Annotated in this window: 9 protein-coding genes; 2 read left to right on the top strand and 7 right to left on the bottom strand. The window is 75.8% G+C overall.

Going from position 1 to position 22,823, the window contains the following annotated elements; all coding sequences use genetic code 11:
- The first annotated feature begins 34 nt into the window (after nucleotides 1-34).
- Both Actob_RS21575 and Actob_RS21570 read left to right on the top strand, forming a co-directional pair.
- Nucleotides 35-676, top strand: coding sequence for a TetR/AcrR family transcriptional regulator (locus Actob_RS21575; protein WP_284922129.1), 642 nt, complete (start codon nucleotides 35-37; stop codon nucleotides 674-676).
- Between the two features lie 127 nt (nucleotides 677-803).
- The gene (locus Actob_RS21570; protein ID WP_284922128.1) at nucleotides 804-2,000 is read left to right on the top strand and encodes a cytochrome P450 family protein; all 1,197 of its coding nucleotides are present in this window, start codon (nucleotides 804-806) and stop codon (nucleotides 1,998-2,000) included.
- Between the two features lie 41 nt (nucleotides 2,001-2,041).
- Here Actob_RS21570 and Actob_RS21565 read toward each other — a convergent pair whose 3' ends face one another.
- Genes Actob_RS21565 through Actob_RS21535 form a run of 7 tightly spaced genes read right to left on the bottom strand, consistent with a single transcriptional unit; the run spans nucleotide 2,042 to nucleotide 22,809 of the window.
- Nucleotides 2,042-3,001 carry an alpha/beta fold hydrolase gene (locus Actob_RS21565; protein ID WP_284922127.1) on the bottom strand — a complete coding sequence of 320 codons (960 nt, stop codon included), beginning with the start codon at nucleotides 2,999-3,001 and terminating at the stop codon, nucleotides 2,042-2,044.
- A complete protein-coding gene (locus Actob_RS21560) occupies nucleotides 2,998-4,353 on the bottom strand; it encodes an FAD-dependent monooxygenase (RefSeq protein ID WP_284922126.1) in 1,356 nt (451 codons plus the stop codon). The genes Actob_RS21565 and Actob_RS21560 overlap by 4 nt, the downstream gene beginning before the upstream one ends.
- A 24-nt stretch (nucleotides 4,354-4,377) precedes the next feature.
- Nucleotides 4,378-4,899 (bottom strand): flavin reductase family protein, encoded by a 522-nt coding sequence (locus Actob_RS21555; RefSeq protein ID WP_284922125.1) that lies wholly within the window; start codon nucleotides 4,897-4,899, stop codon nucleotides 4,378-4,380.
- An 8-nt stretch (nucleotides 4,900-4,907) separates the two neighbouring features.
- Nucleotides 4,908-5,672: a thioesterase II family protein gene (locus Actob_RS21550; RefSeq protein WP_284922124.1), complete on the bottom strand. Its 765-nt coding sequence runs from the start codon at nucleotides 5,670-5,672 to the stop codon at nucleotides 4,908-4,910.
- A complete protein-coding gene (locus Actob_RS21545; protein WP_284922123.1) occupies nucleotides 5,669-7,939 on the bottom strand; it encodes a type I polyketide synthase in 2,271 nt (756 codons plus the stop codon). Before Actob_RS21545 ends, Actob_RS21550 begins: the two co-directional genes overlap by 4 nt.
- 4 nt (nucleotides 7,940-7,943) lie before the next feature.
- Nucleotides 7,944-16,574 carry a type I polyketide synthase gene (locus Actob_RS21540; RefSeq protein ID WP_284922122.1) on the bottom strand — a complete coding sequence of 2,877 codons (8,631 nt, stop codon included), beginning with the start codon at nucleotides 16,572-16,574 and terminating at the stop codon, nucleotides 7,944-7,946.
- 19 nt (nucleotides 16,575-16,593) lie between these two features.
- Nucleotides 16,594-22,809, bottom strand: a complete 6,216-nt coding sequence (locus Actob_RS21535) for a type I polyketide synthase (protein ID WP_284922121.1) — start codon at nucleotides 22,807-22,809, stop codon at nucleotides 16,594-16,596.
- Nucleotides 22,810-22,823 lie beyond the last annotated feature (14 nt).

Raw genomic sequence — 22,823 nt, 5'->3', positions numbered from 1 at the left:
CAGTATGCAGTCTTCGCCGTCACGTGGCAGCCGGATGGGACGCCCGCCCCGCCTGTCCCGGGAGGCCATCGTGGAGGCGGCCAAGCGGATCCTCGACGAGGAAGGTGCCAAGAACCTCTCGATGCGCCGCCTCGCCAAGGACCTCGAGAGCACCCCGATGGCGCTCTACCACCACGTGAAGGACAAGGACGAACTCCTGCTCCTGCTGCTGGAGGCGCACGCGGAGCAGTTCCCGCGCACCGACATGCCGGACGACCCGCGGGACCACCTGATCAAGGCGGCCCAGCTGCTGCACGACATCCTGGCCGACTGCCCGTGGATCGTCGAGGTGCTCGCGTCCGACGACCTGATGGCGGTCTCCGCGCTCTGGATAGTGGAGAACATCATCGATGGCGCCGTGCGCTGCGGCATGACGCCCGAGCAGGCCGTGTACGCCTACCGGGTGATCTGGTATTACACCGCCGGTGAGCTGATGCTGCGCGTCGCCCGGGAACAGCGTTACGCCCGGCCCGACGCCGGAGCACATCGGGAAAAGGCATTCGCCAACCTCGATGCCGAGCAGTTCCCGCGGCTGTCCTCGCTCTCTGAGCTGTGGCCGGCCCTGACCTCGCGCAACATGCACCGATCGGGGTTGATCGCGATCGTCGACGGGTTGCTGGGCCAGACCACCGGATAACGGCGGGACGCTCGTCGCGTACGGAAAACCGCTCTCCAGATTTCCTTTAGAAGGTCTCCTGGTCACCCTTCATAGCATTTGAGGACGCCTGAATTACCGGTTCCCACGGCAGCGTTCTGGAGGAATTGTGACCACCACTCCCCTCGATCTCGCCGCGCTCGGCGACGATTTCGCTCGCGATCCGTACCCGGTCTACACGCGGTTGCGCGAGCAGGGTCCGGTGCACCGCGTCTGGATGCCGGAGGGCGCCGAGGTGTGGCTCGTCGTCGGCTACGACGAGGCACGCGCGGCGCTCAGCGACCCGCGTCTGTCCAAGCAGTGGCACTCCGCGGGCGAGTCGTTCCCGATCAAGAGCCCGTCCGGCAGCCACATGATGAACTCCGACCCGCCGCAGCACACCCGCCTGCGCCGGTTGGTCGCCGGAGAGTTCACCCCGCGCCGGGTGGAGGGGCTGCGTGAGCGGGTCCAGCAGCTCACCGACGAGTTGCTGGGGGCGGTGCTGGCCCGGCCGGGCGACCGGTTCGACCTGATCGACGACTTCGCGTTCCCGCTGCCGATGGCCGTCATCTGCGAGCTGCTGGGGGTGCCGTTCCTCGATCGTGAGGAGGTACGCCGCTGGGCCGACGCCGCGGTCTCGTCCAGCGTGCCCGCCGAGCGGCAGGCCGCCGCGCGCGACGCCGCCCGCTTCATCGACGCGCTGATCGAGCAGAAGCGCGCCGAGCCCGGTTCCGACCTGCTCAGCGCGTTGATCCGGACCACCGATACCGACGGCGACCGGCTCAGCGCCGACGAGTTGCGGGGCACCGTCTTCCTGCTGATCGTGGCCGGGCACGAGACGACCACCAACCTGATCGGCAACGGCGCGTACGCCCTGCTGGCCCATCCGGAGCAGATGGCGGCGCTGCGGGCCGACCCCGGCCTGCTCGACGGTGCTGTCGAGGAGATGCTGCGCTACGACGGTCCGGTGGAGAGCGCGACGTTCCGCTTCGCCCTCGAACCGATCACCATCGGGGACGTGAAGATCGCGCCGGGCGAGGCGGTCATGGTCGCCCTGAACTCGGCCAACCGCGACGCCGGCCGCTTCGCCGACGCCGAGCGCTTCGACATCCGGCGGGCCACCACGGGCCACGTCGCGTTCGGTCACGGCATCCACCACTGCCTGGGCAACGCGCTGGCCCGGATGGAGGTCCGCATCGCGTTCGCGAGCCTGCTGCGCGCCTTCGCCCATCTGGAGCTGGCCGCACACCCGGCGGCGCTGGCGTGGCGGCACGGCATCCTGGTCCGCGGGCCGCACCACCTGCCCGTGCGGTTCACCCGGGCCTGACCGGTGGGCCCGCTCCGGTGCCGGAGCGGGCCCACCTGGTCTCAGACTCCATCCAAGAAGTCCCGCAGGATCCCGGTCAGCCGCTCCGGCGCCTCCTGCTGGACCCAGTGACCGGCGCCGGGTACGACAACCGTTCCCCGGTGGCCGGGTGCGAGGGTGGCGACCGCGGCGTCCATCGCCTCGACACCGGCGAACGCCCTGTCCCGCTCGCCGATGACGAACAGCGCCGGCGCGGTGATGACGGCGCCGTCGTACACGGCCGTCAGCTCCCAGTTGCGGTCCAGGTTGCGGTACCAGTTGAGGCCGCCGGTGAAACCGGACTCGGTGAACGCCTCGACGTAGGCCGCGATGTCCGCCTCGGTCAGCCAGGCGGGCAGGGTGGCCGGCGGCTCGGGGGCCAGGTCCAGGAACCCGCCGCCGGGCGGCACGAGAGGCGGCACCGGCTCCCGGTCGGCCGGCCGGCTGCCCGAGGCGCCGAACAGCATCCGGCGGAACGTCGTGTCGAGGTCCTTGCCGAACTCGGCCTCGGCCACGCCCGGCGTCTCGAAGTAGTTCCAGTAGAACCGGCCGCCGAACCGCTCACGGGCCGCGCGCAGCGGCGGCTGCGGCTCGCGCGGCGGCAACGGCGGCACGCTGACGCCGGCCACCGCGCGCACCATGTCGGGCCGCATGGTGGCGACGGCCCAGGCGACCATGGCACCCCAGTCGTGGCCGACCACGAACGCCTGCTTCTCGCCGAGCGCCCGGATCAGGCCGATGACGTCCCCGGCCAGCTGCGGCAGCGTGTACGCACCGACGTCGGCCGGGCGGTCGCTGCGGCCGTACCCCCGCTGGTCCGGCGCCACCACGCGGTAGCCGGCGGCGGCCAGGCCGGCCAGCTGGTGGCGCCATGAGTACCAGAACTCCGGGAACCCGTGCAGCAGCACCACCAGGGGCCCGGCGCCCTGCTCGGCCACGTGCAGACGGATTCCACTCAGTTCGACGTCGTGATGTTCGATCACTTCCCGGCCTCCTGCTGTCGTGTCTGACCCGGTCCGCGGGCCGCGGCCCAGAGCAGCCGCGGTGTCAGCAGCGCCGACACCGGCTTCGCCAGGGCGATGACGTCCACGAGCGCCCGGGTCACCGGCGGGCGGGCGGTCGCGACATGGGTGATCCGGTCGGCGTACCGGTTCTGGACGCGCCCGGCCGGGCCGGGCCGCGGGCCGAGCACCCGCGGATGCCGCAGGTCGTCGCTCACCGCGAGATCCCACGCGTCACGGCCGCGCCGCCGGACCGCCCGCTGCACGCGACCGGCCAGACCCGGCGTGTTGCCGTGCCGCTCGAGCCCGGCGGCCAGCGCGGCCACCCCGAACGCCGCCACCGACATGCCGTGCGCGTGCGCCGGGTTCAGCACCGCCGCCGCGTCGCCGACCGCCACGAACCGCTCCGGCCAGGCCGGCAGCCGTTCGAAGAGCGAGCGGCGGTTGACCAGGCCCCGGAAGCCGCGGGCCGGGCCGACCGGCTGCGCGGCGGCGAGAACGTCGGCGATCTCCGGGTGGGGCAGCTGCTTGGCGAAGGCGAGGAACTCGGTGTCGCCGGTCGGCGGTTCCGACCCGCGCATGCCGATCATCGTGGCGGTCATCAGGCCGTCCTCGATCGGCAGCAGCACGCCGCCGACCGCGTCTCCGGTCACGTTGGCGATCATGACGATCGCCGGTGCCCGCTGCCCCGGGGGCAGCCCGGCATCGAAGATCCGGGTCGCGTAGGCGGTGCCCGCGTCGACCACCTCGTCCGGCACCTCGGGCAGCCCGAGATCCCGCAACCACGAGGCGACCCGGCTCGACCGCCCGGTCGCGGCGACCACGAAATCGGCGGCGACGACGGACTGCTCGCCCGTCCGCCGGCTGCGCACCACCGCACCGCCGACCGCGGTGGGCACGCCGAGCAGCCCCACCACGTCGTGCGCGTCGAGCACCTCGATCCGGTGCCGGGCCAGGACCCGGTTCCGGACCACCCGGTCGAGCAGGTCACGGCCGCAGCAGACGACGTACTCGTCGTGCGGCGTACGGGGCAGCCAGCCGTACTTGGTCAGAAAGGCCACCTCGGTCGGTGCGGCCAGGAAGTGGGCACCGGCGGCGCGCAGGTCGCCGAGCACCCCGGGCACGAGGCTCTCCATCGCCCGGGCCCCCGCGCCCATCAGCAGGTGGGACTGGCGCGCCTGCGGGATGCCACGGCGCGGACCGGCGGCGGTTCGGAGGTCGTCACGCTCGACCATCGTCACCGTGTCGAACCGGCGGGCCAGCGCGGCCGCGGCGAGCGAGCCGGCCAGTCCGGCGCCGAGCACCAGAGCGTGCCGGGTGGGTCCTGCAACCATGAGGGGTCCTCTCTGTCGGCGGGCTCAGGCCGGTTCGGGGGCGTCGGGCCAGGTGGCGTAGCGGCGCAGGCCGTACAGCAGCGGGTTTTGTTCGCGCAGCGCGGTGACCCGCTCGACCCGGCCCATGACCACCGTGTGGGTCCCGACGACGTGGGTGGCCAGGACCGAGCAGTCGGCGACCGTGTGCGCGTCCGCCACCAGGTGCGGCCCGGCCGCCTCGGCGCCGTGGCGCCACTGGATGAGGTCGAAGCGGTCGGCCCGGCCGGAGGCGAACATGCGAGCCACCTGCTGCGACCGGGCGTGCAGCAGGTTCACCGCGAACCGGCTGCTGCCCGCCACCGCCTCCCGGGTCGGGCTGTCCGAGCGCAGGCAGACCAGCAGCACCGGCGGGTCCAGCGACACGCTGCACAGCGACGTGCAGGTCATGCCGCGGGGAACGGCTGGCTCCCCCAGCGCGGTCACCACGCTGACCCCGGTCGGGAACGACGCCATCAGCAGGCGCAGGTCGGTGGCCGGGGGCGTGCCGAGTGTCGGATCGATGGTCATGGGACTGCTCATCTCCCGTCGGTCAGCGAAAGCGCGCGGATCTCGGCGGTGATCGCCGCCCCGAGTTCCCGGAAGCCGTCGCGGCGGAAGGGGAAGTGGCCGCCCTGGAAGATCCGCTGCCGGACCGGTGCGGTCGTCATCGCCGCCCAGCCGGCGAGCTCCGGAACCGGGGTCAGCGGGTCCTCCGTGCTCCCGAAGACGGTCAGCGGCACCGGCAGGGGCCCGCGCGCCGGGTCTGGCCGGTGCCCGGCCAGGACCCGCAGGTCGTGGCGAAGCAGCTCGAGAAACCGCTGCTGGAAGGCGGGCGCGGCGGCCAGGCCGTCGGGCAGGCCGCCGAGGGCGTGCAGCGCCCGCAGCAGCCGGTCGTCCGGCATGTCCGCGGCGAGGCCGGGGGCCGCCAGGGACCGGCCCGGCGGGAGACGTCCGGAGACTCCCACCCAGACCGGCGGGGTGCCGCGCTCCCGCAGCGCGTACGCCGCCTCCACCGCGACCACGGCGCCGAGGCTGTGCCCGAACAGCGCGTACGGCCCGGTGCCGGACAGGCCGAGGATGTCGCGGCGCAGCCCGGCGTAGAACCCGGCCGGCGTGTCCGGCAGGCGCTCGCCAACGCGTTTGCCGCGCCCCGGCATGTCCAGGATCAGCAGGTCCCAGCGCTCCGGCAGCCACCGGGTCAGCGGGTGGTACCCGGCCGCCGAGCCGCCCGCGTGGTGAAAGACGACCAGGGTGAGTTCCGGGTCGGCCACCCGGCGGGGCCGCACGAACAGGCTCGTCACGACGCTGTCCCGGTGCGCCGGACGACACCGGCGGCCAGCCGTCCGAGGAACTCGGCCAGCGGCAGGTCGAGCGGCAGGTCCTCGGGGCGCAGGCCGACCTCGTAGGCCTGCTCGACCCGCTGCACGAACAGCACCGAGGCGAACGAGTCCCCGCCGCTGTCCAGGAACGAACGCTGCTCGTCGAGCTCGTCGGCGTCGAGCACCTCCCGCAGCCGCGCCGCCAGATAGTCGTGCACGGCCGTCCGGTCGGCGACGTCGGGCGCGCCGTCGCCGGTCGGCTCGGGCGCGCCGGCCACGGCCGGACCGCCGGGTACCGGCTCGTCCACCCAGAAGCGCCGCCGCTGGAACGGATAGGTCGGCAGGTCGGCGACGAAGCGGTCGTGCGGCCCGCGCAGGGCGTCGAACCGCAGGTCGGCGCCGTCCTCGAAGAGGGCCGCCACGGCGGTCAGGGTGCCTTCCAGGGTGGTCAGCGGAAACCGCCGGCCACCCCAGGCGAGCTGCGCCGCGCCGGTGCCCGGCTGGGGGACGGCCGGCACCCCGAGGTCGTGCAGCAGCGCGGGCACACCGGCGTCACCGGACAGCAGGCGTACCGGTCCGGGGCCACCTCGGGGCACGGCGGTCATCGGCCGCCACAGCGCCTCCTCGATGCGTACGGCCAGGTCCGCTCCGGTCGAGGCGACGACGGCGATCCGGTACGCGAACGCGGCGCGCCCGCACCGCAAGGTGTGACAGATCGAGGCGACCTCGGCCGGCGCCGCCTTGCTCAGCCGGCTGGCGACCGACCGGGCCAGCGCGGTCAGCGCCGGCTCGCTCCGGGCCGAGAGGGTGAGCAGGTGCGGCCGCTCGGGCGGGACCGGGTCGCCGTCGGGGACGGGCGGGCCGGCGGCGAGCACCGCGTGCACGTTCGTCCCGCTCATCCCGAACGAGTTGACCGAGGCCACCCGCCCGGCCAGGGTCGCGGGCCACGGCTGGTGGTCGCGGGGCACGGTGAACGGCAGGGCGGCCCAGTCGATGTGCTCGTTGAGCGGCCCGTCCTCCGGGTCCAGCGCCGCCGGGATCTCGCCGTGCCGCAGCATCAGCACGGTCTTCATCACCGCGGCGATCCCCGACGCGGCCTCCAGGTGGCCCAGGCGCGCCTTGACGCTGCCGATCGCCAGCGGGACGCCACGCCGCCGGATGCTCTCGCCGAGCACCTCGGCCAGCGCGTGCACCTCGATCGGATCGCCAAGCGCGGTTCCGGTGCCGTGCGCCTCGACCCAGCCGAGTTCGGCCGGGTCGGTGCCGGCGTCGCGGAGCGCGGCCCGGACCACCTCCTGCTGGGCCGGGCCGTTCGGGGCGGTCAGCCCCGAGGCGGCGCCGTCGGAGTTCATCGCGGTGCCCCGGACCACGGCCAGGACGGGACGACGCTCGCGTTCGGCGTCGGCCAGGCGCTGCAGCACCAGCACGCCGACGCCCTCGCCGCGCCCGTACCCATCGGCTCCGGCCAGGAACGAGCGCGACCGGCCGCCGGGTGACAGGGCACGCGCCTGGCTCAGCGAGACCATCAGGTTGGCCGACAGCAGCAGGTTGCTGCCGCAGACCAGGGCGTACCGGCACTCACCGGAGCGAAGCGCGCGGACGGCCAGGTGCAGCGCCGACAGCGAGGAGGAGCAGGCGGTGTCGACGCTGATCACCGGGCCCTTGAAGCCCATCACGTAGCTGATCCGGCCGGCACCGAAGCACAGGCCGCCGCCGGTGGTGTAGTAGGGGTCGACCCGGCTGGCGTCGCCCCGGTCGGCCAGCCGCTCGTTGTACTCCGAGGCCATCATGCCCAGGTAGACGCCGACGTCGAGGCGGTCGGAACGCCGCACCGCCAGGCCGGCCCGCTCCAGCGCCTCCCACGCCGTCTCGAGCAGCATCCGCTGCTGCGGGTCGAGCCGGGCCGCCTCCCGCTGCGAGATGCCGAAGAAGGCGGCGTCGAAACCGGCCACGTCGTCGAGGAACCCGGCGCGATCCACGTACGACCGCCCGGCCCGGCCCGGCACCGGGTCGAAGACCGCGCGCAGCCCCGGCCGGTCCGCCGGGATCTCACGGGCGACGTCGCCGGGCCGGTGCAGCAGGTCCCAGTAGTCCTCCGGTGTGGTCACCCCGCCGGGCAGCCGCAGGCCCATGCCGATCACCGCTACCGGGGCCCGCGACGCCGCCTCGAGCTCGCCGATCCGGGCCTGCAGCCGGCGCGACTTCTCCAGCTGGGTCGCCATCAGCTGCCGGATCTCCTGCTCGTCCATGTGTTCACCCTTCCGTCGCGACGTCGGCGCGGACCGCGCGGACGAGGTCGTCGAGGGACAGCTCGGCCAGGTCGGCCCGGTCGAGCGGAGCGAGGTCGTCCACCGGTTCCGGGGCCGGCCCGGCCGCCGGAGCCTCGACGTAGGCGGCCAGCCGGTCGACCGTCGGATGGTCGAGCGCCACGGTGACCGGCAGGTCCCGGCCGATCGCGTGCGAGAGGCGCCGCTGCAGGTCGACCGTCATGATCGAGTCGAGGCCCAGGTCCATGAACCCGAGACCGGGATCGATCGGCTCCGGCTCGCCGAGCACCTCCCCCACCATCCGGCCGATCTCGCCCCGCAGTGCGGCCGGATCGGTGAGGCGGTCGCACAGCCAGCCACGGCCCGGCGCCCCGGCCCGCGCCGCCGGAGACCGCGGGACGGCCGGCTCGGCGCCCCCGGCCACGACGACCAGCCGATCGGGGCCGCCGGCCAGCACGGCGTCGAGCACCGGCCAGGCCTGGTCGTCGGTGAGGGCGCGCAGACCGCGTACGCGCATGGATCTGCGCACCGCGGGTGTGTCGGCGAGCCCCTCCCGGTAGCGGGTGCTCCACGGCCCCCAGCCCACGCTCGTCGCCGGGACACCGGCCTCGCGCAGCACCGTGGCCAGGCCGTCGAGGTAGCCGTTGGCGGCGGCGTAGTTGGCCTGCCCGGCCGATCCGAGCACCGCCGCCGCCGAGGAGAACAGGACGAACGCGGTGAGCTGCCGGGTGCCGACGGCGGCGGCGAGCTGAACCGCTCCGTCGGCCTTGGCCGCGAACACCGAGGCGAACGAGTCCGGCGTCAGCGTGTCGAAGGCCCGGTCGTCGGTGACGCCGGCAAGGTGGAAGACGAAACGCAGGGGCGCGTCCCGGCCGGCCCGGCCGACCGCGTCGCGGCAGTCCGCCGGGTCCGCCACGTCGCCGGTGACGACCTGGACGGTGGCCCCACCGGCGGTGAGGTCGCCGAGCACCCGCCGGGCCGGCTCGTCGGGCGCGGACCGGGCCATCAGGGTGACATGCCGGACGCCGCGGGCCACCAGGAACGAGGCCACGCTGAGGCCGAGGGCGCCGAGGCCACCGGTGATCAGCGCCGACCCGGCCGGATCCCAGACCGGTGGTGACGCCGGCGGTTCCAGGTCGGTCAGGTGCCGGGCCCGGAGGCCGTCCGGGCCGGTGGCCAGCAGCACGCCGTCGTCCGGCACCGGCACCGCCAGCGCGGCCGCGAGGTGCTCCGGGCGCCAGGCCTCGCGGGGCTCGATGACGCGGACCCGCCGGTCCGGCTGCTCGGCCCGGAGGCCGGCCAGCAGCCCGGCGATCGCCTCCACGACCGGCCGGCCGTCCGGCCCGGGCGGGCCGAGGAAGGCGTAGCCACGGTGCGGCGGGAGGGTCCGCAGGGTCCGGGCCACCTCGGCGGCGACCTGATCGGGGGCCTGGCGATCGGTGGCGAACCGGGCGTCGACCAGTACGGCGCCGGCGGCGGGGTCGGCAAGTTCCAGGCCGGCCTGCCGGAGCGCGTCCGCGACCGCCGGCGCGCCCAGCACCGACACGCTGCCCGGTCGTGCGCCGTCGCCGGACACCGGCGTCCAATCGACGCGCCGCACGGTGGCCCGGGCACTGAGCGAGGCTTCCACGAGCGCGCGCGGCGCGTGCCGGAACCGGAAGTCCTCGATCAGCACGCTGGTCTGCCCGCCCGGACCGGTCAGGTGGATGTCGGCCGAGCCGACCCGCAGCAGCCCGGTCCCGCCGGCGTCGCGCCGCACCCGCACGTGCGCCCACCACTCCGCGTCGCCGGCCGGGTGTGCGTGCCAGGCCAGGCGGGACATCGAGAAGGGGATGGCCAGCCCCGCGCCGTCGCCGTCCGGCTCGCCGTCCACCGCGAAGCAGACGGCGCTCTGCAGACAGCTGTCGAGCAGTCCCGGGTGCACCGCGTACCCGGCCGGGTCCTCCCGTGTCTCGGCCGGCCGGATCAGGCGGACGAGGGCCTGGTCGCCGTCGATCCAGACGTGGTCGATCCAGCGGAACGACGGGCCGAGATGGTAGCCGAGCGTGTGCAGGTGCCGGTAGAACTGCTCGCCGGTCAGCTCCCGCTCGGCCTCGTGGCGCAGGTGGCCGGTCCGGGGCCGGCGGCCGGTGGCCGCGGGCGGCTCGGCCGGCACCCGCGCGACCAGGTGCTCCTGCCAGCGCCCGGCCTCGTCGTCGACCAGGCTCTGCACGGTGACCCGGCGGCCGTCCGGCCCCGGCGACTCGATCACCTGCTGCTCGTAGCGCTCGCCCTCGTGCAACACCAGCGCCCGGGGGAAGTGCACGTCGTGCAGCCGCACGGTGTCGTGGTCGCCGGCGAGCGCGGACACGACGGTGGCCAGCTGGGAGGCGCCCGGCACGGACACCGTGCCGAAGAGGCGGTGGTCGGTCAGGTGAGCCGGGTAGGTGGTGCTGCGGTGGCTCACGAACACCCGGCCGGGCAGCGCCGGCGAGCGCAGTTCGGTCCCCCAGGCCGGGCCGGCCGGCGCGGCCGGCTCCCCGGCGGGCACCTGCTGTGGCCGCGCCCAGTACGACGTACGCGCGAACGGGTAGCGCGGCGCGTCCACCCGCCCCGGCCGGCTCGGGTGGACGCGGCGCCAGTCCAGTCGCTGCCCGGCCCGGTAGAGCGTGGCCACGGCGGTCAGCATGGCCGTCCGCGCCGGTATCCCGCGGCGCAGCGAGGCCACCGCCCCGCCGGCCGGCACCAGCCCGGCGGCGGCGGCGAGGTTCGTGAGCGTACGGTCCGGCCCGATCTCCAGAAGCACGTCCGCACCGATCTCGCCGAGGCGCACCAGGCCGTCGTGGAAACGGACCGGCCGGCGGACCTGCTCGCACCAGTACGCGGCGTCGAGGGTGGTGCCGGTGCGCCCGGTCAGGTTGGCCACCAGCGGCGTCGTCTCGGGTGCGGTGCGCAGGTCCGCCAGTTCGCCCCGCAGCTCCTCCAGGATCGGCTCCATCAGCCGGGAGTGGAAGGCGTGCGAGGTGGCCAGCGGCCGGTGCCGCACGTTCGCGGCGCTCAGCCGCGCGGTCAGGACCTCGACCGCCTCGGCCGGACCGGCGACCACCGTCGCCGCCGGCCCGTTGACCGCGGCCAGGTCCAGGCCGGTGCCCCGGATCCACTCCTCGACCGACTTCTCCGGCGCCGCCACCGACAGCATCCGCCCGTGCTCGGTGCTCTGCATCAGCTCCGCCCGCCGGACCACGAACGCGCAGGCGGTGGGCAGGTCGAGGACTCCCGCGCAGACCGCCGCCGCGATCTCGCCGACGCTGTGCCCGAGGACGGTCACCGGTTCCACGCCCCAGCTGCGCCAGGTGGCCACCAGGGACACGGCCAGGGCGACCATCGCCGGCTGGGTCACTCGCGTCTGGTGCAGCGCGGCCGCGTCCTCCCCGGTGAAGACCAGCTCGGTCAGGCTCGCGCCCAGGCGCGGGCGCATCAGGTCGTCGCACCGGTCGAACGCCTCGCGGAAGGCGGGCTCGGTCTCGTAGAGGTCGCGCCCCATGCCGAAGTACTGGCTGCCCTGGCCGGTGAAGAGGAACGCGACCCGGGGTGGCTCGGACGCGCCGGACACCGGCCCGCCGGCGGCGAGCTCCTTGGCCAGGTCGGCGCCGGTACGCCCGACCGCCGCCCGCCGGTACCGGAAGTGTGCGCGGCCCCGCCCGCTCGCCGCGGCCAGCGCGGCGAGTTCGCCGTCGGCCGCGCCGGTGAGCCGGTCGCGCCAGGCCGCGGTCGCCCGGGCCAGGCCGTCCGGGTCGGGCGCCGACACGGTCACCAGGTGCGCTCCGCCGGGCCGCGCCGGCGGCGTCGGCGGCACCCGGTCCGGGTCGGTCAGCACCAGGTGCGCGTTCGTCCCGGTGAAGCCGAAACCGGAGACGCCCGCCACCCGCGGCACCGGGCCGCGCGGCCACGGCGTCCCGGCCGCCACCACGCGGACGTTCGTCCCGGCCCAGTCCACGTGCGGATTGGGCGTACGGAAGTGCAGGTTCGCCGGTATCCGGTCGTGGCGCAGCGCGAGCAGCACCTTGACGATCCCGGCGATCCCGGCGGCCGACTCGCAGTGCCCGATGTTGCTCTTGACCGAGCCGACCAGCAGCGGCTCGTCGGGGCCCCGGCCCGGGCCGAGGGCGCGCCACGCCGCGGCCACCTCGATCGGGTCGCCGAGCCGGGTGCCGGTGCCGTGCGCCTCCAGGTAGGACACCGCGTGGCCGGGCAGCCCGGCGTCGGCCAGCGCCGCGGTGAGTAGCCGCTCCTGGGCGCTGCCGTTGGGTACGGTCAGGCCGGACGAGGCGCCGTCGGAGTTGACCGCGCTGCCCCGGATCACCGCGAGCACGTCGTCACCGTCACGGTGGGCGTCGGCGAGACGTTTCAGCACGAGCACACCGCAGCCCTCGGCGCGTACGAAGCCGTCGGCGCCGGCGTCGAAGGTCCGGCACCGGCCGTCCGGCGCGAGCATGTGGGCCTGGCTCACCGCGACCGACGACATCGGGTCGAGCAGGATGTTGACGCCGCCGACCAGGGCCGCGTCGGCGTCCCCGGCGCGTAGCGCGCGTACGGCCAGGTGCGCGGCCACCAGCGAGGAGGAGCAGGCCGTGTCCACGGCCAGCGCCGGGCCGTGCAGGCCGAGGGCGTACGCGAGCCGCCCGGCCGCCGCGTTGAGCGCCGTCCCGGTGCCGTAGTACGCGTCGACGTCGGCGGCGCCGCCCTGGGCCAGCAGCCGGGCGTAGTCGGCGTAGCTGATGCCGACGAACACCCCGGTCGCGGTGTCGCGCAGCGCCGCCGGGTCGATGCCGGCGTCCTCCAGCGCGTGCCAGGCCGTCTCCATCAGCAGCCGCTGCTGTGGATCCATGCTGCGCGCCTCGCGGGCCGGCACGTCGAAGAAGCCGGCGTCGAACAGGTCGATGCCGCCGAGGTAGCCACCCTGGTCGGTGGTGACCCGCTCGCCGCGCAGGATCTCGCTGCCCCAGCGGTCGGCGGGCGCTTCGCCGACCGCGTCGACTCCGGCGTCGAGCAGCTCCCAGAGCTGCCCGGTCGAGTCCGCCCGGGGAAAACGGCAGGCCATGCCGACGATCGCGATCGGCTCGCCGCCGAGCGGCGGCCGGGCCCCGGCCGGCGCGGCGGGCTCCGGCGCCTCGGCCGGCGCCGGCCGCACCGGCGGCGCGGGAGCGGCCGGTCGCCCACCGCCGGTCAGGTACGCGGCGAGCTCGGCGACGCTGGGGTGGTCGAAGAGCGCGGTGACCTCCACCGCCCGGCCCAGCCGGGCGGTGAGCCGCTCGGCCAGGTCGACCGCGTTGATCGAGTCGAGGCCGAGGTCGGCGAAGCCCATGTCGGGGCGGATGTCGGCGGCGCCGTCGTAGCCCAGTTGCGCGGCGAGCAGCTGGGCGATCGTGGCGCGCACCGCGGCGGCATCGGCCGGCGCCGGGATCGGGGCCGGTTCACCCGTCGCCTCGGCAGCCGGACCGGTCTGCCCGGCGAGCAGGCCGGTGCGCGACCGGGGCAGGATCCGGCCGAGGCGGGGCAGGTCGGCGCGGCAGGCGATCACCTGTCCGGCCGGGCCGGGTACCGCCGCGGCCAGGGCGAGGCGGCCCTCGGCCGGGCCGATCGCGGCGATGCCGATGCGCTCGGCGCGCTCCCGGATCTCCCGGTCGGCCATGCCGTCGCCGTCGAGGGCCCACGGCCCGTACGCCACGCTGGTGGCGGGCAGGCCACGCCCGCGCCGGAACGCGGCGAGCAGGTCGAGTGCGCCGTTCGCGGCGGCGTAGGCGGCGTGCCCCTTGGCACCCCAGAGCGCCGAGACCGAGGAGACCAGCACGAAGAAGTCGAGCGGCCAGTCGTCGGCGGCCCGGTGCAGCAGCCAGGCGCCACCCGCCTTGGCGGCGACGGCCGCGCTGAACGCGGCGGTGTCCAGGTCCGCGGCCGCGACGCTGGTGACGGTGCCGGCCACGTGCAGGACTCCGCGTACGGGCGGCAGCGCGGCGAGCGGGGCGCAGGCCAGCGCCAGGTTCTCGGCGGTGTCGCAGCCGTCGCCGCGGTAGTGGACGTCGACGCCCCGCGCGGCCAGCTCGGTGAGAAAGCCGGCGGCCACCCCGGGCAGCGCCGTGCGGGGGCGCCGGCCCACGATCAGCAGGTGCCGGGCGCCTCGGTCGACCAGTTCGGCGGTCAGCTGCCGGCCCACCGCCCCGAGACCGCCGGTGACGACGTAGGTGGCGTCCGGGCGCAGCTCCGGCAGTCCGGCGCCGGGGTGTGCCGGGGTCAGTCGCGCGGCGAGCACCACGCCGCCGCGGACGGCAGCCAGCTCCGGCGGGTCACCGGCGGCGATCAGGTCGAGCATCGGGCGTACGTCGGTGGGCAGCGGATCGGCCGGCAGGTCCACGACGCCGCCCCAGCCGCCCGGGTACTCCAGGCCCAGGGTCGGTGCCAGGCCGTGCAGCAGGCCGTGGTCGGTGGCCTCGGGACGGTCGCCGTCCCCGGTCCGCCGGACCGCGCGGGTGACCAGGTACGTCCGTCCGCCGCCGCGCTCGGCGGCCACACCGACCGCCGCCACGACCGCCGCGCACCGGGCCGCCCCGGTCGAGGTGGCCTGCGCGAGCGGCGCGGCGGCGGGCGCCAGGATGGTGGTGGCCCGGCCGGCCCGCGCCGACCAGAAGGCGTTCCAGCCGTCCCGGCCGGCCGGCAGGTCGCCGGTGTCCCAGCCGGACGGCGGCGGCCCGGCGAGCGGACCGAGCACGGTGCCGGCCAGGCCGGCCGCGGCCGCCTCGCGCACGATCGACGTGAGCAGCCGGGTGTCGTCCCCGGCCACCACGAGCGGGTCCGGCCGGGTGGCCGGTCCGGCCGGGGCGAGCGGGCGCCAGTCGAGGGTGAACAGCGGCGCCGGCTCGGCCGGCTGTTCCGGCTCGTAGCGTTTGCGCTGCCACGGGTAGGTCGGCAGGTCGACGACCCGGCGGGTGGCGGGCGGCTGTTCCGGAGCCGGATCGGCGGGGCCGAGCCGGACGACCCGCGCCGTCGGACGGCCCTCGGCCAGCTCGCGCAGGGCGGCGGCGGCCGTCGCGGGTTCGGCCGCGGCGATCCAGGCTCGCTCGGCGAGACGGCTGCGGCCGGTCGCGACGGTGGACACCAGGGCGGGGAAGTCCGCGGCGGGCAGCGTGGCCAGCCGGGCGGCGTACCGGGCGGCGAGGTCGCGCAGTGCCGGCTCGGTCCTGGCCGAGATCTCGAACCCGGCCGGGGCCGGGGCGTCGTCCGCCGGCGCGCCGGGCGGTTCCGCGGCGCCCAGCACGACGTGCGCGTTGGTGCCGCTCATGCCGAACGAGCTGACCCCGGCGTAGCGGCCCGCCCCGGGTGCCCAGTCGGTGAGCCGCGCGGGCACGACGATGCCGGTGCCGTCGAGGTCGATCCGTGGGTTGAGCGTGCGGAAGTGCACGACCGGCGGGATCTGCCGCTGCCGCAGGCTGAGCACCGCCTTGAGCAGCCCGGCGACGCCGGCCGCCGACTCCAGGTGCCCGAGGTTGGTCTTGCCCGCGCCGACCGGCAGCGGCGCGCCGGCGTTGCGGCGCCCCAGCGCGGCGGCCAGCGCCTCCAGCTCGATCGGGTCGCCGAGCGCGGTGCCGGTGCCGTGCGTCTCGACGAACCCGATGTCGGCCGGAGTGAGCCGGGCGTCGGCAAGGGCGTCCTCGATCAGGCGAACCTGCGACAGCACGTTGGGCACGGTGAAGCCGCCCGACCGGCCGTCCTGGTTGACCGCCGATCCGTGGATCACCGCGTGGACGCGGTCGCCGTCACGCCGGGCCGCGTCGAGCGGCTTGAGAACCACCACACCGCAGCCCTCGCCGCGGGTGAAACCGTTCGCGGCGGCGTCGAAGGTCTTGCAGCGGCCGTCCGGTGCCAGCGACCGTGTCTCGGCGACCAGCCGCGTCGACCGCGGCGACAGGATGAGGTTCACCCCGCCGGCCAGGGCCACCTCGCACTCGCCCCGGCGCAGCGCCTGCACGGCCAGGTGCAGGGCGACCAGCGACGAGGAGCAGGCCGTGTCGACGGCCAGGGTGGGTCCGGTCAGCCCCAGGGTGTAGGCGATGCGCCCGGCCGCGAAATTGTGGCCGTTGCCGGTGGTCCAGAAGGCGTCCGGCTCGCCGGCCTGCCAGTCGCGGTAGTCCTGCCACATGATGCCCAGGAACAGGCCGGCCGAGTGGGCGCCGAGCCGGTCGGTGGGCAGCGCCGCGTCCTCCAGCGCCTCCCAGGCGACCTCCATCAGCAGCCGGTGCTGCGGGTCGAGATGCCGGGCCTCCCGCGGGCTCAGGCCGAAGAAGGCGGCATCGAAGCCGAGGACGTCGTCGAGGAAGGCGCCGCGCCGCGGCAGCGTCTGCCACTCGGCGGCGAACCGGTCCTGCCGGGCCGCCGGCATCGGGCGGATCAGGTCGCGGCCCGCCGCGAGCACGTCCCAGTAGCCGGCGAGGTTCGTGATCCCGCCCGGCAGCCGCAGGCCCGCGCCGACGATCGCCACCGGCCGGTTCTCCTCCCGGGCGGCGAGGCGGCCCTGCAGCGTACGGATCGTGGCCATGGCCCGGTGCAGCGGACCCCGGTCGGCGGATTCGGTCTCGGATGTCACGTCGGTCCTCCGTGGGGTGTCAGGCGGGCGCCGGTCGGGCCGGTTCGGGCACCGGGGTGGGCGGGGCCGCCAGGCGCTCGCAGAGGGCGGCGGCCAGGGCCCGGGCCGAGCTGTGGGCCCAGAGCACGGTCGGGGACAGCCGCAGGCCGAAGACCGACTCCAGCCGGTTGCGCAGTTCCAGGCTGAGCAGCGAGTCCAGGCCGAGGGACTTGAAGCCGGCGTCGGACTCGATGGTGGCCGGGTCGAGCCGCAGCACCCGGCCGGTCAGCTCGCGCACCTTGACCTCGGCCACGCGTAGCCGGTCGGTGCCGGCCGCGGCGTGCAGGCGGGCCAGGAAGTCGCCGTCGGCAACCGCCGGGCCGCCGTCGCGGCGCGAGAGTTCGAGCAGGGTGCGCCAGCTGGGCAGGGCCGCCGTCTCCGGGTTCGCGTCGAACCATCGCCTCAGATCCAGGTCGACGTACGCGGTGACCGGCCGGTCCTCGTCGAGCGCCGCGGTCAGCGCCGCCCACGCCGCCTCGGCTGCGATGCCACCCATCCCGCGGCTGGCCAGCCGGTCGCCGCGCCCCTGTTCGGCGGCGGCCAGCCCGACGCCGGTGAACGGCCCCCACTGGACGCTCAGGGTCGCCCGCCCGGCCCGGCGCCGCGCCTCGGCGAACGCGTCGAGGGCGGCGTTGGCCGCGCTGTAGGCGGCCTGGCCCGGGTTGCCCAGCAACCCGGCCACCGAACTGAAGAGGACGAAGAAGTCGAGCGGGTCGTCGCGAGTGAGCGCGTCGAGGTGCCGGGCGCCGCCGAGCTTGACGGCGACCGCGGTGTGCACGTGCCGGTCGGTGAGGGTGGCGACGGTGGCGTCGGCGAGGACGCCGGCCGCGTGCACGACGCCGCGCAGCGGCGGGATCCGGTCCCGGACGCCGGCCAGGGCCAGGCCGAGCGCGCCCATGTCGGCGACGTCGCCGGCCACGACCTCGACCTGGACGTTCTGCGCGCGCAGCGCCTTGACCCGCAGTTCCGCGGTGGCGTCCGGGCCGGAGCGGCCGAGCAACACCAAGGCGCCCGCTCCCCGGTCGGCGAGGTGTTCGGCCAGCGACAGACCGAGCGCGCCGAGTCCACCGGTGATCAGGTAGGCGCCGTCGGCCCGGAACTGGCCGCCGGGGCGGGGCACCGGGGTCACCTCGGTGGCGGTTGCCGGGTCGGTCAGCGCCAGCCGCTCCGCGCCGCGGCGGTTCCAGTCCGGTGCCGTCCGGGCCGCCTGGGCGTACGTCATGGTCCGCACCGGCGGGGCGGGCACCCGGCCGTCGGCGACCAGGTCCCACACCAGTTCCAGGGTGCGGGCGAAGCGGTGCGGGTGCCGGCCGAGCAGCTGCCGGATGTCGCAGACGCTGAGCCCTACGCCGGGGCGCAGCAGGTCCGGACGGTGCATCCGGACGGTGCCGGTGCCCAGCACCACGACGCGGCCCTCGGCGCCGAGCACGGTCAGGCTGTCCTCGATCTCCACGTCCGGGTCGGACTGCGGGTGCAGCACCATGTCGACGCCGCGGCCACCGGTGGCGGTCAGCACCGCCACCGCCCAGTCCGGGTCGCGGATGTCGACCACGAGCGCGGCGCCGGCCGCCTCGGCCAGCTCTCCCGCGGCCGTGTCGCCGGCGGTGGCCAGGACCCGGGCACCTCGCAGCCGGGCCAGCGCCACCCCGGCCAGGGCCGCGCCGTCGGCACCCGCGTGGATCAGGACGGTGTCGCCGGTCTCCACCCCACCCAGGCGGACCAGGGCGTGCCAGGCGGTGGTGAGCACCAGGGGCAGGACGGCCGCCTCGGCGTCGCTCAGCCCCGGCGGCGCCGGCCGGGTGTGATCGGCCCGGACGGTGACCTCGGCGGCCAGCGCGCCCGGGGTGCAGGCGACGACCCGGTCGCCCACCGCGATGCCGGTGATGTCCGGGCCGACGGCGGTGACGACGCCGGCGCAGGCGGTGCCGAGACAGGTGTCTTCGGCGTCGGTGACGGCGCCGCGCAGCCGGGCCTCGTCATGGTCGTCGACGGCCACCGCGGTCACCGCGACGCTCACCTCGCCGGGGCCGGAGCGACGCCGGCGGTCCGGCACCCAGATCAGCCGCCCGTCGGTGGTCACCGCGCCGCGGAACGGCTGCGGCGGGGTGACCGGCGGCGGCAGCGCGGCCGGGGGCGGGGCGCCCGGACCGGGGCTGAGCCGGGCGACGAGACGCCGGTGCCCGCGGAGCGCGACCTGGTCGTCGGGTGAGTCCCCGAGCACTTCGGCGGCGGCCCGGACCGCCCACTCCGGATCGGCCGGGTCGACGTCGATCAGGCGCGCGCCGAGCTCGCCGTGCTCGCGGCGCAGCACCCGGGTGAAGCCCCAGTAGAGCGCGGCGGACGGGTCGACGACGTCGGTGGCCGTGACGGCCTGGGCGCCGGCCGTCACCACCGTCAGCCGCGGTGCCGTTCCGGCGGCGGTGCAGGACGCGGCGAGGCGGGCCAGCACGCCGAGCCCGCGCTCCTGGGTATCGCTGCCCGCGGACGCGGGCGGCGCGAGGAGGACGAGCCCGTCCAGGCCGTCGGGCACGGCGTCGCCCGGCCGGTGGGACACGATCTCGGCGCCCAGCTTCGCCATGGCCTCGGCCAGCGCCTCATCGGACTCCGCCGGCGGGGAGCAGAGCGCCCAGCGGCCGGGGACGGGCGCGGGTTCCGGTCCGGTCGGCTCGATCCAGGCGAGGTGGTAGCGCAGCTGGTCGTCGGCGGTGGCACCGCGCTCGACGAGAGGCTCGAAACGCAGGCCGCGCAGCACCATCAGCGGGTGCCGGGCCTCGTCGAAGAGGATCACGTCGGCGTGGGCCGGACCGCGGCGTTCGGCGTACGACCAGAGGGTCGTCGTGGTTTCCCCGGGCGCCCGCAGGATCTCGGCCGTGTTCACCTCGACCGGCACCACCGCGGTGTCGCCGTCCGGCTCGCAGGCGGCCAATGCCACCTGCAGCGCGGCGTCGAGCAGGGCCGGGTGCGGGGCGCCGCGGGCCGGGGCCGCGCGCAGCCGCTCGGCCAGCGCGATCTCCCCCAGCGCCCGCCCCTCGCCGGCGGCCAGCCGCCGGATGCCGCGCAGCGCGGGGCCGTACCGCAGCCCGCGCTCGTGCCAGCGACGATAGAAGTCGTCGGCGTCCGGGCCGAGCCGGGCGGCGAGATCGCCGGGGAAGGCCGGCGCCAGGCGGGGCTGCTGGGCGCGTACGAGACGGGCGGTCGCCCTCTCCTCCCACGCCGTGGCCCCCTCGGGCAGCGCGAGCAGCCGGACGTTGGCGCCACGGGCGGTGTCGCGCCAGTGGGCGGCCAGCTCGACCGGGGTGTCGCCGAGAGCCACCGCGCCGGTGAACCGCAGTCCGGTGATCAGTCCCGGGGCCGCCCGCCACCGCTGCCACGCGCTGGACAACAGGACCGTCAGCACCGCCGCGCCCGGCAGGACCGGCACGTCGTGCACCTGGTGGTCGGCCAGCCACGGCACCCCGGCCGAGGAGAGCGTGAACGTGGCGGTCCAGCTGTCCGCGTCGTCCGGTGCCGGGCGCAGCGCGGCGGCGAAGCCCTGCGTGCCGGACCGGCCGCCGGGGACCTCGGCCGGCCAGTACGGCTCGGGCCGCAGCGGATATCCGGGCGCGGACACCACACCCTCGCGCGGCAGGCCACCGAACGGCTCCAGGCCGGCGACGTAGGCGCCGGCGATCGCCGTCGCGAAGTCGGCGGCGGCGCCCTGACCACGTCGCAGGGTGGCCAGCACCGCCGGGGCGTGCTCACGCCGCGCCGAGACCCGCTTGATCGGGGTGACCAGGATCGGGTGCGGGCTGACCTCGACGATGTGCGTGACGCCGTCGTCGAGCAGGTCACCGATCGCGTCGGCGAACAGCACCGGCTGGCGCAGGTTGTCCGCCCAGTAGGCGGCGTCCAGTTCGGGACCGGACACCAGCGCCCGGCGGACCGTGGACATCATCGCGATGCGGCCCGCCCGGGGCCGGACGGTGCTCAGCGCATCGAGCAGATCGGGCCGCAACGCGTCCATCTGCGGGCTGTGCGAGGCGTAGTCGACGTTGACCAGGCGGCAGTACGTGCCCTCGGCCTCCAGCAGTTCCTTGAGGATCAACACCGAGTCGGCGTCGCCGGAGAGCACACAGGAGGTCGGTCCGTTGTGCGCGGCCAGCGCGACGGTGTCCTCGAAACCCTCCAGTGCGGCGTACGCCGCGGTGACGTCGAGGTCGACCATGAGCATCCGGCCGTGACCGCTGGTGCGGGCCGCGATCCGGCTCCGCCTGGCCACCACCCGGGCGGCGTCCTCGAGGCTGAGCGCGCCGGTGACGGTGGCCGCCACCACCTCGCCCTGGCTGTGGCCGATCACCACGTCGGGCTCCAGGCCGGCGGCACGCCACAGCGCGGTGAGGCCCAGCGCGGTCGCCCAGAGGACCGGCTGGAGCTGATCGAGCCGGTCCATCCAGCCGTCGCCGCCGCCGGGGGCGAACACGTCCAGCAGGTTCCACTCGATGTGCGGGCGCAGGGCCGCGGCGCACCGGTCGATCACATCCCGGAACAGCGGGCTGTCGTGATACAGCTCGCGGCCCATCCCGCCCCACTGCGCGCCCTGGCCCGGGTAGACGAACGCGACCCGGCCGGCCTGGACCGCGCGGCCGGTGACCAGGCCGGGCTCGTCCTGGACGTCCTCGGTCCGGCCGGCCAGCGCGCCGAGCAGCCGGCTCAGCTCCCGCGGCCGGGAACCCGGCACGGCGGCCCGCACGCCGAAGTGATCACGTCGCCAGGCCAGGGTGCCCGCCAGCCTCGTCACCTGCTCTTCGGTGTCCGGCACGCAGGCGGCCAGGTCAGCGGCCCGGCGGGTCAGCGACGGCCAGTCCCTGGCCGACAGCATGGTCACGGCGGGAAGTCCGGCCGGACGCTCCTCGCGTACGCCCGGCGGCCCGGCCGCCGGTGGGTCCTGCACCACCACGTGGGCGTTGGTCCCGCCCCAGCCGAACGAGCTCACGCCCAGCCGGACGGGACCGGCGGGCACCGGCACCGGTTCGCGCACCACCCGTACGCCCAACTCGGTGAACGGGATCGCCGGGTTGAGCCGCGGCGAGTTCAGGCTCGGCGGCACGACCCGGTGCCGCAGCACGAGCAGCAGCTTGATCAGCCCGGCCAGGCCGGCGCAGGCCTCGAGGTGGCCGATGTTCGTCTTGATCGACCCCACGTGCAGGGGCTCACCGCCGGGGCGGCCGAGCAGCCGGCCGAGCGTGGTGGCCTCGATCGGGTCGCCGCGGTCGGTGCCGGTGCCGTGCGCCTCGACGTAGAACGGTGCCCGGCCGGTGGCCTCGCCCGGCGGGCCGTACGCCGCCCGGATGAGATCCTCCTGACCCTCGGGACTGGGGGTGACCAGGCTCTCCCCGCCCCCGTCGTTGTTCACCACGGTTCGCGCGATGACCCCGTGGATCCGGTCGCCGTCGGCCAGCGCCCGGTCGAGGGTCTTGAGGTAGAGCGCGGCGACCCCCTCGCCCCGGACGAAACCGTTGGCCTCGTCCGAGAAGGTGGCGCAGCGCCCGTCCGGCGAGAGCGCGCCGAAGTGGGTCAGGCCGACCGTGACGTGCGGGTCGAGGATGAGGTTGACCCCGGCGACCAGCGCCGCCCCGATCTCGCCCGAGCGCAGGGCCTGCCCGGCCAGGTGCAGGGCCACCAGCGACGACGAGCAGCCGGTTTCGACGGTCAGGCTCGGGCCCCGCAGCTTGAGGAAGTACGACACCCGAGCCGCGATCACGTCGAGCGCGTTGCCGACCAGGCTGTGCGGCGTCGCCGGTGCGGCGCTGCGCCCGCGGACCAGCTCGTAGTCGTGCCAGGAGGCGCCGACGTAGACACCGGTGCGGGATCCGGCGAGGCCGGCCGCCGGGATACCGGCGTCTTCGAGGGTGCGCCAGGCCGTCTCCAGCAGCAGGCGCTGCTGCGGGTCGATCGCGGCCGCCTCGCGCGGTGAGACGCCGAAGAACGCGGCGTCGAATTCCTCCACGCCGTCGATGAAGCCGCCGACGCCCTGGATCGCCCGTTCCGGGTCGAGCACGGCGCTCGCGTCCCAGCGCCGGGCCGGGACCGGGCCGATGGCGTCGGCGCCGGCGATCAGCAGATTCCACAGACCGTCGACGTCCGCGGCGCCGGGGAACCGGCCGGCCATGCCCACCACGGCCAGTGGCGCCTCGTCCCGGTGGTGATGTGTGTCCATGCCGCTCCTCCTCA

It is taken from the genome of Actinoplanes oblitus, assembly GCF_030252345.1.
In the GTDB taxonomy this organism is placed as follows: Bacteria; Actinomycetota; Actinomycetes; order Mycobacteriales; family Micromonosporaceae; genus Actinoplanes; species Actinoplanes oblitus.
The sequence above is the reverse complement of the archived record's forward strand: the minus strand, read 5'-3'. Positions and strand labels throughout refer to the sequence as shown.